At 50.1% G+C, this 11,488-nt stretch carries 24 protein-coding genes and 1 pseudogene; 1 reads left to right on the forward strand and 24 read right to left on the reverse strand.

The window, feature by feature from the left end:
* Positions 1-5: 5 nt before the first annotated feature.
* The 21 genes from rplO to rpsJ form a co-directional block, all read right to left on the reverse strand.
* Positions 6-440: a 50S ribosomal protein L15 gene (gene rplO, locus SJI19_RS22685; RefSeq protein WP_162368677.1), complete on the reverse strand. Its 435-nt coding sequence runs from the start codon at positions 438-440 to the stop codon at positions 6-8.
* A 3-nt stretch (positions 441-443) separates the two neighbouring features.
* Positions 444-623: a 50S ribosomal protein L30 gene (rpmD, locus tag SJI19_RS22690; protein ID WP_323480533.1), complete on the reverse strand. Its 180-nt coding sequence runs from the start codon at positions 621-623 to the stop codon at positions 444-446.
* Positions 624-629: 6 nt separating this feature from the next.
* Positions 630-1,133 (reverse strand): 30S ribosomal protein S5, encoded by a 504-nt coding sequence (rpsE, locus tag SJI19_RS22695; RefSeq protein ID WP_323480534.1) that lies wholly within the window; start codon positions 1,131-1,133, stop codon positions 630-632.
* 14 nt (positions 1,134-1,147) lie between these two features.
* Complete coding sequence (gene rplR / locus SJI19_RS22700) at positions 1,148-1,501, reverse strand: 50S ribosomal protein L18 (RefSeq protein ID WP_323480535.1); 354 nt, start codon at positions 1,499-1,501, stop codon at positions 1,148-1,150.
* Positions 1,502-1,510: 9 nt separating this feature from the next.
* The gene (gene rplF, locus SJI19_RS22705) at positions 1,511-2,044 is read right to left on the reverse strand and encodes a 50S ribosomal protein L6 (RefSeq protein WP_323480536.1); all 534 of its coding nucleotides are present in this window, start codon (positions 2,042-2,044) and stop codon (positions 1,511-1,513) included.
* Between the two features lie 13 nt (positions 2,045-2,057).
* Positions 2,058-2,450, reverse strand: a complete 393-nt coding sequence (gene rpsH, locus SJI19_RS22710; protein ID WP_323480537.1) for a 30S ribosomal protein S8 — start codon at positions 2,448-2,450, stop codon at positions 2,058-2,060.
* A 33-nt stretch (positions 2,451-2,483) separates the two neighbouring features.
* Positions 2,484-2,789, reverse strand: a complete 306-nt coding sequence (rpsN, locus tag SJI19_RS22715) for a 30S ribosomal protein S14 (RefSeq protein WP_162368683.1) — start codon at positions 2,787-2,789, stop codon at positions 2,484-2,486.
* A gap of 12 nt (positions 2,790-2,801) precedes the next feature.
* Positions 2,802-3,341, reverse strand: coding sequence for a 50S ribosomal protein L5 (rplE, locus tag SJI19_RS22720; protein ID WP_323480538.1), 540 nt, complete (start codon positions 3,339-3,341; stop codon positions 2,802-2,804).
* 14 nt (positions 3,342-3,355) lie between these two features.
* Entirely contained in the window at positions 3,356-3,670 is a 315-nt protein-coding gene (gene rplX / locus SJI19_RS22725) for a 50S ribosomal protein L24 (RefSeq protein ID WP_323480539.1), read from the reverse strand.
* A 10-nt stretch (positions 3,671-3,680) separates the two neighbouring features.
* Entirely contained in the window at positions 3,681-4,052 is a 372-nt protein-coding gene (gene rplN / locus SJI19_RS22730) for a 50S ribosomal protein L14 (protein WP_132923655.1), read from the reverse strand.
* Positions 4,053-4,220: 168 nt separating this feature from the next.
* The gene (gene rpsQ, locus SJI19_RS22735; RefSeq protein WP_323480540.1) at positions 4,221-4,475 is read right to left on the reverse strand and encodes a 30S ribosomal protein S17; all 255 of its coding nucleotides are present in this window, start codon (positions 4,473-4,475) and stop codon (positions 4,221-4,223) included.
* Positions 4,472-4,666 (reverse strand): 50S ribosomal protein L29, encoded by a 195-nt coding sequence (gene rpmC, locus SJI19_RS22740; RefSeq protein WP_323480541.1) that lies wholly within the window; start codon positions 4,664-4,666, stop codon positions 4,472-4,474. The genes rpsQ and rpmC overlap by 4 nt, the downstream gene beginning before the upstream one ends.
* A complete protein-coding gene (gene rplP / locus SJI19_RS22745) occupies positions 4,666-5,076 on the reverse strand; it encodes a 50S ribosomal protein L16 (RefSeq protein ID WP_323480542.1) in 411 nt (136 codons plus the stop codon). Before rplP ends, rpmC begins: the two co-directional genes overlap by 1 nt.
* 12 nt (positions 5,077-5,088) lie before the next feature.
* A complete protein-coding gene (rpsC, locus tag SJI19_RS22750) occupies positions 5,089-5,790 on the reverse strand; it encodes a 30S ribosomal protein S3 (protein ID WP_323480543.1) in 702 nt (233 codons plus the stop codon).
* A 17-nt stretch (positions 5,791-5,807) separates the two neighbouring features.
* Entirely contained in the window at positions 5,808-6,140 is a 333-nt protein-coding gene (rplV, locus tag SJI19_RS22755) for a 50S ribosomal protein L22 (RefSeq protein ID WP_162368690.1), read from the reverse strand.
* A gap of 14 nt (positions 6,141-6,154) precedes the next feature.
* Positions 6,155-6,433 (reverse strand): 30S ribosomal protein S19, encoded by a 279-nt coding sequence (rpsS, locus tag SJI19_RS22760; RefSeq protein ID WP_323480544.1) that lies wholly within the window; start codon positions 6,431-6,433, stop codon positions 6,155-6,157.
* Between the two features lie 17 nt (positions 6,434-6,450).
* Positions 6,451-7,275 (reverse strand): 50S ribosomal protein L2, encoded by an 825-nt coding sequence (gene rplB / locus SJI19_RS22765; protein WP_323480545.1) that lies wholly within the window; start codon positions 7,273-7,275, stop codon positions 6,451-6,453.
* A 17-nt stretch (positions 7,276-7,292) separates the two neighbouring features.
* Positions 7,293-7,595, reverse strand: coding sequence for a 50S ribosomal protein L23 (gene rplW / locus SJI19_RS22770; protein WP_323480546.1), 303 nt, complete (start codon positions 7,593-7,595; stop codon positions 7,293-7,295).
* A complete protein-coding gene (rplD, locus tag SJI19_RS22775) occupies positions 7,592-8,197 on the reverse strand; it encodes a 50S ribosomal protein L4 (protein WP_162368693.1) in 606 nt (201 codons plus the stop codon). Before rplD ends, rplW begins: the two co-directional genes overlap by 4 nt.
* A 16-nt stretch (positions 8,198-8,213) precedes the next feature.
* Positions 8,214-8,843, reverse strand: a complete 630-nt coding sequence (gene rplC / locus SJI19_RS22780) for a 50S ribosomal protein L3 (RefSeq protein WP_323480547.1) — start codon at positions 8,841-8,843, stop codon at positions 8,214-8,216.
* A gap of 32 nt (positions 8,844-8,875) precedes the next feature.
* Positions 8,876-9,187 carry a 30S ribosomal protein S10 gene (rpsJ, locus tag SJI19_RS22785; RefSeq protein ID WP_001181005.1) on the reverse strand — a complete coding sequence of 104 codons (312 nt, stop codon included), beginning with the start codon at positions 9,185-9,187 and terminating at the stop codon, positions 8,876-8,878.
* Positions 9,188-9,581: 394 nt separating this feature from the next.
* Here rpsJ and SJI19_RS22790 point away from each other — a divergent pair, with 394 nt between their 5' ends.
* Positions 9,582-10,271 (forward strand): A24 family peptidase, encoded by a 690-nt coding sequence (locus tag SJI19_RS22790; protein ID WP_323480548.1) that lies wholly within the window; start codon positions 9,582-9,584, stop codon positions 10,269-10,271.
* Between the two features lie 108 nt (positions 10,272-10,379).
* Here the strand turns inward: SJI19_RS22790 and bfr are convergent, their stop codons facing one another.
* The 3 genes and pseudogenes from bfr to SJI19_RS22805 all read right to left on the reverse strand — a co-directional run.
* On the reverse strand, positions 10,380-10,859 hold the full coding sequence (bfr, locus tag SJI19_RS22795) for a bacterioferritin (protein WP_323480549.1): 480 nt from the start codon (positions 10,857-10,859) through the stop codon (positions 10,380-10,382).
* 128 nt (positions 10,860-10,987) lie between these two features.
* Positions 10,988-11,182 (reverse strand): bacterioferritin-associated ferredoxin, encoded by a 195-nt coding sequence (gene bfd, locus SJI19_RS22800; protein ID WP_323480550.1) that lies wholly within the window; start codon positions 11,180-11,182, stop codon positions 10,988-10,990.
* Positions 11,183-11,397: 215 nt separating this feature from the next.
* Positions 11,398-11,488, reverse strand: a pseudogene (locus SJI19_RS22805) (elongation factor Tu); the annotation flags it as partial.

Below are 11,488 nucleotides of genomic sequence, written 5' to 3' on the forward strand. Positions count from 1 at the left end.
GCTACTTATTCCTCAATTGTACCGCCGGCAGCTTCGATTGCAGCACGAGCGCCTTTGGTGACACGCAGACCGCGCAGGGTCACTGCGCGATTGATTTCGCCGGAAAGCATAACTTTCGCGAATTCAATCTGGGTGCCAACAATGTTAGCCGCTTTTAACGTGTTGAGATCGATAACCTCGCCTTCAACCTGCGCCAGCTCGGACAGGCGAACTTCCGCCGTAACCATTGCTTTACGCGAGGTGAAACCGAATTTTGGCAGACGACGATATAAAGGCATTTGGCCACCTTCAAACCCACGACGCACGCCACCACCAGAACGAGACTTCTGGCCCTTGTGGCCGCGTCCTGCGGTTTTACCGAGACCGGAACCGATACCGCGACCTACACGCCGAGGTGCGTGTTTAGAGCCCTCAGCCGGAGACAGAGTATTTAAGCGCATCTCTTACTCCTCAACTTTGACCATGTAGGAAACCAAATTGACCATACCACGTATCGCAGGAGTATCCTCACGCTCTACTGTATGACCAATGCGACGCAGGCCCAAGCCAACCAAAGTTGCCTTGTGTCTCGGCAGACGACCGATGGAACTGCGAGTCTGTGTTATTTTAATAGTCTGTGCCATGGTCAATTACCCCAGAATTTCTTCAACGGATTTACCACGCTTGGCAGCGACCATTTCGGGGGACTTCATATTTGCAAGCGCATCAATAGTTGCACGAACCACGTTGATCGGGTTGGTGGAACCATAAGTTTTTGCTAATACGTTGTGAACCCCTGCGACTTCCAGGACGGCGCGCATTGCACCACCGGCAATAATACCGGTACCTTGGGAAGCCGGCTGCATGAACACACGGGAACCCGTATGAGCACCTTTAACAGGGTGCTGCAGGGTGCCGCTATTCAGCGCGACATTCATCATATTGCGACGGGCTTTTTCCATCGCTTTCTGGATCGCTGCCGGAACTTCGCGTGCTTTGCCGTAGCCAAAACCAACGCGACCGTTACCATCACCAACAACAGTCAGTGCGGTAAAACTGAAAATACGGCCACCTTTTACGGTTTTAGATACGCGATTTACCGCGATCAGCTTTTCCTGCAGTTCGCCAGCTTGCTTCTCAGTGTGTTGTGACATCTTACACCTCTACCTTAGAACTGAAGGCCAGCTTCACGGGCAGCATCTGCCAGTGCCTGGACTCGGCCATGATATTGGAATCCGGAACGGTCAAAGGCAACAATCTTAATACCTTTTTCCAGAGCCCGTTCTGCAATAGTCTTACCTATTGCGGTCGCGGCGTCTTTGTTACCGGTACCCTTTAATTGCTCCGCGATAGCTTTTTCTAAAGTAGAAGCGGCTACCAGGACTTCACAACCATTCGGGGCAATAACCTGCGCATAAATATGGCGCGGGGTACGATGTATAACCAGGCGAGTTGCGCCCAGTTCATGGAGCTTGCGGCGTGCGCGGGTCGCACGACGGATACGAGCTGCTTTCTTATCCATAGTGTTACCTTACTTCTTTTTAGCCTCTTTGGTACGCACGACTTCGTCGGCGTAACGGACACCCTTGCCTTTGTAAGGCTCAGGACGACGATAGGCACGCAAATCAGCCGCAATCTGTCCAACTGCCTGCTTATCAGCGCCTTTCAGCACGATTTCAGTTTGGGTCGGACATTCAGCGGTGATGCCTGCCGGCAAAACATGGTCAATAGGGTGAGAAAAGCCGAGGGCCAAATTCACGACATTGCCTTTTACCGCGGCACGATAACCTACGCCTACCAGCTGCAGCTTCTTGGTGAAGCCTTCAGTAACACCGATAACCATTGAATGTAACAACGCGCGGGTAGTACCCGCCAGAGCCCAACCGTTCGTTTCGCCTTCACGAGGCACAAACGTCAGGTTGTTATCCGCATAGTTAACATGAACAGCATCGTGGATAGTACGGCTCAGCTCGCCGTTTTTACCTTTAATCGATATTTCCTGACCGTTGAGTTTTACCTCTACGCCGGCAGGAATTACGACATGTGCTTTTGCAACACGAGACATGTTTTCCTCCCGATTAAGCTACGTAGCAGATAATCTCGCCACCAAGACCAGCCTGGCGAGCCGCACGATCAGTCATAACACCTTTAGAGGTTGAAACAACCGCAATACCTAAACCGGCCATAACTTTGGGCAGCGAATCTTTTTTCTTATAGATACGCAGACCTGGGCGGCTGATACGTTGGATGGTTTCCACCACTGGCTTACCCTGGAAGTACTTAAGTACTATTTCCAGCGTAGGCTTGGTGTCGCCTTCAATTTTGAATTCTTCAATAAAGCCTTCTTCTTTCAGCAAATTGGCGATTGCCACTTTAAGCTTGGAGGAAGGCATGGAGACCGCTGTTTTGTTCGCGGTTTGACCGTTACGGATACGGGTCAGCATATCCGCGATCGGATCTTGCATGCTCATCTGTCTTTACTCCCGTGATTCAATTGGTGACAATTACCAGCTAGCCTTTCTCAGACCCGGGATTTCACCGCGCATGGCAGTTTCACGGACCTTGATACGGCTCAACCCGAATTTCCGCAGGAAAGCGTGCGGACGACCAGTTTGGCGGCAGCGATTACGCTGACGAGACGGGCTGGAATCACGCGGCAGAGTCTGCAGCTTGAGAACCGCATCCCAACGTTCTTCATCAGAAGAATTTACGCTAGAGATGATGGTTTTCAGTTCAGCGCGCTTTGCGAAGAATTTTTCAGCTAATTTCACACGTTTAACTTCACGTGCTTTCATCGATTGCTTAGCCATGAGTACCCTGCCTTACTTGCGGAATGGGAAGTTAAAGGCGGCCAACAGTGCACGACCTTCATCATCGGATTTCGCAGTAGTGGTGATGGTAATATCCAAGCCACGAACGCGATCGACTTTGTCATAATCGATTTCCGGGAAGATGATCTGCTCACGCACGCCCATGCTGTAGTTACCACGGCCATCGAATGACTTAGTGGATAAACCACGGAAGTCACGGATACGCGGTACAGCAATGGATATCAGTCGCTCAAAGAATTCCCACATGCGTTCACCACGCAGGGTTACTTTACAGCCGATCGGATAGCCCTGACGGATTTTGAAGCCCGCAACGGATCTGCGCGCTTTGGTGATAAGCGGTTTTTGACCGGATATCGCTGCTAAGTCATTTGCTGCGTTATCCAGCAATTTTTTATCAGCAATCGCTTCACCAACACCCATGTTCAGGGTGATCTTCTCGACCCGAGGGACTTGCATGACAGAATGGTAGCCGAACTCTTTCATGAGTCCTTCGACTATTTCGTCTTTGTAGTAATCATGCAGTTTCGCCATCGTACTACTCCAAGTTACTTGATTGTTTCGCCGTTAGATTTGAAAATACGGAATTTTTTTCCGTCTTCAATCTTAAAGCCTACACGGTCCGCCTTGTTGGAAGCACCGTTGAAGATTGCAATGTTGGAAAGCTGAATAGCCGCTTCCTGTTCAACAATGCCGCCCGGCTGGTTCGTAGCCGGAACTGGTTTTTGATGTTTCTTAACCAGGTTTATCCCTTCAACAATGGCCTTACCCGTAGACAGGACATTCTTTACTTTACCGCGCTTACCTTTATCTTTTCCGGTAAGTACGATAACTTCGTCATCACGACGGATTTTCGCTGCCATGATTCGCTCCTTAAAGTACTTCTGGTGCCAGAGAAATGATTTTCATGAACTTTTCGGTACGCAGTTCACGAGTCACCGGCCCAAAAATACGCGTACCGATAGGTTGCTCACTATTGTTATTCAACAAAACACAAGCATTACCATCGAAGCGAACGACAGAACCGTCAGGGCGACGGACACCCTTCTTGGTGCGCACCACTACCGCCTTCAGGACATCACCTTTTTTTACTTTGCCACGCGGAATTGCTTCCTTGATGGTAATTTTGATGATGTCACCGACGCCTGCGTAGCGACGGTGCGAGCCACCTAGAACCTTGATACACATTACGCGACGCGCGCCGGAGTTGTCGGCCACGTTCAGCATAGTCTGTTCTTGGATCATGTTAGTGCTCCGCTAATGTCAACTACAACTTTAGGACCCGTATTGGGTCGTTAAGAAAAACCCCATAATACAGGGCGCAGCATTATAACACTGCACTGTGCATATGGGTAGAAAAAATAAACGGCTCGTGCTTTGAGCCGTTTACTTGTATTGAGCGCGCTTACTGTATTACAGAATCGCTTTCTCTACAACGCGAACAAGCGTCCAGGACTTAGTCTTGGAAATCGGACGACATTCGCGGATTTCCACGACGTCACCGATACCACTTTCATTGCTCTCGTCGTGTACGTGCAGCTTGGTCGTACGCTTGATGAATTTGCCGTAAATCGGGTGTTTCACAAAGCGTTCGATAGCAACGACTATGGATTTTTCCATTTTGTTGCTGATCACGCGACCTTGCAGAGAACGGATATTGTCACTCATTGCGCACCCGCCTTCTCAGTCAATAACGTTTTTACGCGTGCAACATTGCGACGCACTTGTAATAACAGGTGAGTCTGTTGCAACTGACCACTTGCCGACTGCATGCGCAGGTTAAACTGCTCACGCAATAAATTCAGCAGTTCAGTGTTCAGCTCTTCAACGCTTTTTTCACGCAGCTCTTTTGCTTTCATTACATCACCGTCTTAGTTACAAAGGTGGTTTTAATCGGCAGTTTTGCTGCTGCCAGCTTGAATGCTTCGCGGGCAACTTCTTCCGGAACTCCGTCCATTTCATACAGGACTTTGCCAGGTTGAATCAAGGCAACCCAATACTCTACGTTGCCCTTACCTTTACCCATACGAACTTCAAGCGGCTTTTCGGTAATCGGTTTGTCCGGGAAAATACGGATCCAGATTTTACCTTGACGCTTAACTGCACGCGTCATAGCACGACGCGCTGCTTCGATTTGACGAGCAGTCAGACGACCACGGCCAACAGCCTTCAGACCGAAAGTACCGAAGCTAATATCCGTGCCCACAGCCAGACCGCGGTTACGGCCCTTGTGCATTTTACGGAATTTTGTACGCTTTGGTTGTAACATCAGCGACTCTCCTTACTTGCGGCCTTTACGCTGCTGCTTTTTAGGTTGAGCACTCGGTTTTTCCGGTTGTTCAACGGCAGCCATACCACCCAGGATCTCACCTTTGAAGATCCACACTTTTACGCCGATGACACCATAAGTGGTGCGCGCTTCGGAGGTGTTGTAATCGATATCCGCACGCAGAGTATGCAGCGGAACACGACCTTCGCGGTACCATTCGGTACGTGCGATTTCAGCGCCGCCAAGACGACCACTGACTTCAACTTTAATACCCTTAGCGCCCAGACGCATGGCGTTCTGTACAGCACGCTTCATAGCACGACGGAACATAACACGACGTTCCAGCTGTGAAGAGATACTGTCAGCGACCAATTTAGCATCCAGTTCCGGTTTACGGATTTCGGCAATATTGATCTGCGCAGGGACGCCAGCGATATCCGCTACGACCTTACGCAGTTTTTCGACATCTTCGCCTTTCTTACCGATGACGATGCCCGGACGAGCGGTGTGAATAGTCACACGGATGCTCTTGGCCGGACGTTCAATCACGATACGAGAAACGGAAGCCTTCGCCAGTTCCTTTATCAGGAATTGACGAACTTTAAAGTCGCTGTCCAGGTTGTCAGCGAATTCTTTAGTATTCGCATACCAAGTAGAGTTCCAAGGTTTGACAATACCCAGGCGAATACCATTAGGATGTACTTTCTGACCCATTGCTAGTCTCCAGAGTCTCAGCGATCGGACACAACCACAGTAATGTGGCTGGTGCGCTTCAGGATGCGATCCGCCCGACCTTTAGCACGAGGCATAATGCGCTTCATGCTTGGGCCGGCGTCGACGAAAATTTTCGCGACTTTCAGATCATCGATATCTGCGCCATCGTTGTGTTCAGCGTTAGCAATGGCAGACTCCAGTACTTTTTTAACCAGACCAGCAGCTTTCTTGTTGGTGTAGGCTAAAACTTCCAGAGCTTGCGACACTTTCTTACCGCGGATAAGGTCAGCCACTAGGCGGACCTTTTGAGCAGAAGAACGAGCGTGGCGATGTTGTGCAATTGTTTCCATCTCTTCCTCCTACCTTAGCGTTTTTTAGCCTTGCGATCGGCAGCATGGCCGCGATAAGTACGCGTCGGCGCGAATTCACCCAGTTTGTGACCGACCATTTCATCGGCTACAAATACTGGTACGTGCTGACGACCATTATGGACAGCGATGGTCAAACCGATCATTGTTGGAAAGATCGTTGAACGACGGGACCAAGTGCGTATAGGCTTCTTGTCACCGCTTTCCACCGCTTTCTCTACCTTCTTCAGCAAGTGCAGGTCTATGAATGGACCTTTCTTGAGAGAACGTGGCATGGTTTATCCTCTAATAATTATTTTTTACTACGGCGACGTACGATGAACTTATCGGTACGCTTATTACTACGGGTCTTCTTACCTTTGGTCTGCAGGCCCCACGGACTGACCGGGTGCTTACCAAAGTTACGACCTTCACCACCACCATGCGGGTGATCTACCGGGTTCATCGCCGTACCGCGAACGGTTGGACGAATACCACGCCAGCGGCTTGCACCAGCTTTACCCAGTACACGCAGCATGTGTTCAGCGTTACCCACTTCACCCATGGTTGCGCGACATTCAGACTGCACTTTACGCATTTCGCCTGAGCGAAGACGCAGCGTGACATAAGCACCGTCACGAGCAACAATCTGAACATAAGCACCAGCTGAACGAGCCAGCTGACCGCCTTTACCCGGTTTCATTTCCACGTTATGAACGGTGGAACCGACCGGAATATTGCGCATCGGCAGCGTGTTACCGGCTTTGATGGCCGCGTCGACGCCAGACTGAATCTGGTCACCAGCTTTCAGGCCTTTCGGCGCCAATACGTAACGACGTTCACCGTCTTTATACAGCACTAAAGCGATGTTGGCGGAACGGTTCGGATCATATTCCAGGCGTTCTACTAACGCTGGGATACCGTCTTTGTCGCGTTTGAAATCGACTACACGGTATTGTTGTTTATGACCACCACCGATATGGCGCGTAGTGATACGCCCATTGTTATTACGTCCACCGGATTTAGTGAGTTTTTCCAGCAACGGGCCGTAAGGCTTGCCCTTGTGCAGCTCAGGGTTGACCACTTTAACTACGTGGCGACGACCCGGAGATGTCGGTTTACATTTAACAATTGCCATTGTTCTTCTCCTCCGACTTACTCTGCGCCGCCGATGAAGTCCATGTTCTGGCCTTCTTTCAGGGTGACGTAAGCTTTTTTCCAGTCGCTACGACGACCGATACGCTGTCCATGACGCTTCGTTTTCCCTTTAACAATCAGGGTACGAACGTCATTGACTTCGACTTCAAACAGTTTGTGCACAGCTGCTTTGATTTCTGCTTTAGTCGCGTCTTTAGCTACTTTGAGTACGATGGTGTGATGTTTTTCCATCGCTGCAGACGCTTTTTCAGAAACGTGCGGCGCGCGCAAAACTTTCAGCAAACGTTCTTCACGAATCATGCCAGCATCTCCTCAACTTGCTTCACAGCGTCAGCCGTCATGACGACTTTGTCGAAGGCGATCAGGCTAACTGGATCGATACCTGCGACATCACGAACATCTACTTTGTAGAGGTTACGTGCGGCCAGGAACAGGTTCTCATCAAGTTCGCTTGTAATGATCAGCACATCTTCCAGCGCCATGTCTTTCAGTTTCTGTACCAGCAGCTTAGTTTTAGGCGCTTCAACAGAAAAAGATTCTACGACGATCAGACGTTCTTGACGTACCAATTCAGACAGGATGCTTTTCAGCGCCCCACGGTACATCTTCTTATTAACCTTCTGGCTGTGATCCTGCGGTTTAGCAGCAAACGTCACACCACCTGAACGCCAGATTGGGCTCTTCACCGTACCTGAACGCGCACGACCAGTACCTTTCTGGCGCCACGGTTTTTTACCGGAACCAGTTACTTCAGCACGGGTCTTCTGAGCGCGAGTACCTTGACGGGCACCTGCTGCATAAGCAACAACAACCTGGTGTACCAGCGCTTCGTTGAAGTCACGCCCGAAGGTAGTTTCGGAAACAGTCAGCGCGCTTTGCGCGTCTTTCAATACCAATTCCATTCCTATCTCCTCAACGTCACGCCTTGACAGCCGGTTTAACGATCAGGTCACCGCCGGTTGCTCCCGGAACAGCGCCTTTGACCAGCAGCAGGTTGCGCTCAACGTCAACACGTACTACGTCCAGGCTTAGAACGGTTACACGCTCGTTACCCATCTGGCCTGCCATTTTCTTGCCCTTGAATACCTTACCTGGAGTCTGGTTCTGACCGATCGAACCATGACCACGGTGGGACAAGGAGTTACCATGGGTAGCATCTTGGGTAGCGAAGTTCCAGCGCTTTACAGTGCCTGCAAATCCCTTACCTTTAGATGTACCGGTAACGTCAACTTTTTTAACATCGGCAAACAGTTCTACGCTGATGCTTTGACCGGCGGTGATTTCAGCGACATCTTCGACGCGGAATTCCCACAGGCCACGGCCAGCTTCAACGCCTGCCTTAGCGAAGTGACCGGCTTCAGGCTTGGTGACACGGTTGGCTTTTTTAGTACCAGTGGTGACCTGAATAGCACGGTAACCGTCGTTGTCCAGGTCTTTAACCTGAGTCACGCGGTTGGCTTCGATTTCAATAACGGTGACTGGGATGGAAACGCCATCTTCAGTGAAGATGCGAGTCATGCCCACTTTACGACCGATTAAACCCTTCATTGTTTCAACCTCTCAATCGTTCGGTGACCTGATTAACCCAGGCTGATCTGCACATCAACACCAGCAGCCAGATCCAGACGCATCAGAGCATCAACGGTTTTTTCGGTTGGCTCAACGATGTCAACCAGACGCTTGTGAGTGCGAATTTCGTACTGATCGCGCGCATCTTTATTGACGTGCGGAGAGATCAGAACGGTAAAGCGCTCTTTGCGGGTCGGCAGCGGGATCGGACCACGTACCTGAGCACCGGTACGTTTGGCAGTCTCAACTATTTCCGCGGTTGATTGATCGATCAAACGATGATCAAACGCTTTCAAACGGATACGGATTCTTTGGTTCTGCATGAGACCAGAGCTCCAATTATTTATAAACGTAGAAAATTACTCCTCACACCCATTTCGATTGATGGGGGAGTGTAATCGTTCAGTATTATCCCCATATCGGGAATGTTGTGTGCTGGCTTACCACTTAGCCGCTGGGGATGAGCCCTTATGGTGTACATGGCCAGCGCGGACTTGGGTCAGCACATGCTCTGTGCTTGGTAAGTCGGCTTTTCTCTTATTTGCATAAGACAAGCCCGCGCATTATACGTAAATCTGCTCAGTAAGCAAGCGGGATGTACCATAAAACTGAAGGAATTCGCCGCGTATTCCAGTTTTCCTGCACCGATTTGGTAAAATACCGCCGCTAAGGCAGGCTAGCGGTCTACGGATAGTTTTACGTCGCCGGGAGAAAAAGGTGGTTATTTTTGTCTATGGTATTGGAGTGATGCTGGCGGGAGCGCTAATGGGCCGGTTGACCCACTACGCGGTTCAGCTTACGCCGGGCCTACCCGGCTATCTGCTGATCGACCAAAAGTGGCGACCAGAACGCGACCATGGCGACTCCCGGCCTGGGACGCTGAATGTACTCAGCGTCCTGGCTTGGCGACACCGCTATGGGCTGAGCTGTATGCTGGTCTTTGCCGTTGTGGTTGGCAATAGCCCGACGGAGGGGCTGTTTTGCGCCCTGATGTATAGCTGGTTTCTCGTGACGCTCGCCTGGACAGATTATTACACTCTGCTGTTGCCCGATCGGATAACCCTGCCTTTCCTGCTTTTTGGCGTGATCGCTCAGTTGACCGCTGCGGGGCATATGACGATTTCGCCATCATCATGCCTACTCGGCGCGCTGTACGGCGGCGGCGGTCTGCTGATGCTTGATCGGCTGTATGAGCGCGTCAGAGGGCATGTCGGCATAGGCGGTGGCGATATCAAGCTGATGGCCGGCCTTGGCGCCTGGTTGGGTTGGCAGGCACTGCCAGCGCTCTGCTGTGGCGCGTCGCTTACCGGTCTGACCTGGTACGCACTGGCCGCCCCAAGCAGCCGGAAGATTGCATTTGGTCCTTGCCTGGCGCTGGCCGGTTGGCTTGGATACCTTCGTGTCTAAAATGAAAGCGTTGCGTGTGTAAAATGAAAGCATTGCATTTTTTCGCAGCGCGACGTTTGCCGCGCGCCATAGCCCGAAGGCGATTGGGTAGAGAAATTGTCAGCGTGTTTATTGTGCCGCATCTTTTAATTGGGACTGGAGGTAATTTTGTACGCCAACCAGCTTAATTAAATCCAGCTCGGTTTCCAAAAAATCGATGTGGTGTTCTTCATCAGCCAGAATATCGATCAAAAGATCACGGGTAACATAGTCACGAACACCATCAGCATACGCGATGCCTTCACGCAGATCTTGGGCGCCCTGCAATTCAAGATTAAGATCGGAATGCAGCATCTCCTCAACATTTTGGCCAATATTAAGCGTGCCGAGATCCTGGAGATTAGGCAATCCTTCCAAAAAAAGAATACGCTCAATATAACGATCCGCATGCTTCATTTCGTCAATGGATTCATGGTACTCAATATCGTTAAGGCGCATGAGCCCCCAGTTTTTGAACATTCGGGCATGCAGGAAGTATTGATTGATAGCCACAAGCTCGTTGCCAAGCAGGGTGTTGAGATGGGTAATGATTTGGGCATCGCTTTTCATGATTCACTCCTCTGTTGCGGTACTGTACAGAATAGAACCGTGTCAGAGTAAATCAAGCAAATAGCCCTACTTAACCCTAAATAATGTGCGCGGCACAGAGGCGGCAACGTGAAGGATTACGGGTATCATTAGGCAATATTTTTATACATAACGCTATGCTGTAATTCATCTTCCATAATCAGACGCGCCTTGCATGCACATTTACCACATTTGTTGGCTATCGGAATGGCATTTTTAAGTTCATGAAAGGTTTTAGGTTGTAGGGTCTTAACCGCATTGCGTATGGCGGTATCGCTCACCGCATTGCATAAACACACGTACATTATTCATACTCATTGAATGAAAACTATGCATAACTTAAATGAGAACGCGTGTCATTACAATAGAGCGTGGGTAATTATTTTGTAAACATCCCTTAGCGGCTGAATTAGTCAGTCTTTTTATGGATGCTTCTCACCCAATACCTTTGCTGGGAATCAAAATATCGCCAATAAAAAAGGGCGCCGAAGCGCCCTTTTTTGCAAAAGATCATGATGTCTTAAGCAATAACTTTGGCAACCACGCCAGCACCAACGGTACGGCCACCTTCGCGAATAGCGAAACGCAGGCCGTCATCCATAGCGATTGGT

This window comes from Acerihabitans sp. TG2, from assembly GCF_035013185.1.
In the GTDB taxonomy this organism is placed as follows: Bacteria; Pseudomonadota; Gammaproteobacteria; order Enterobacterales; family Enterobacteriaceae; genus Acerihabitans.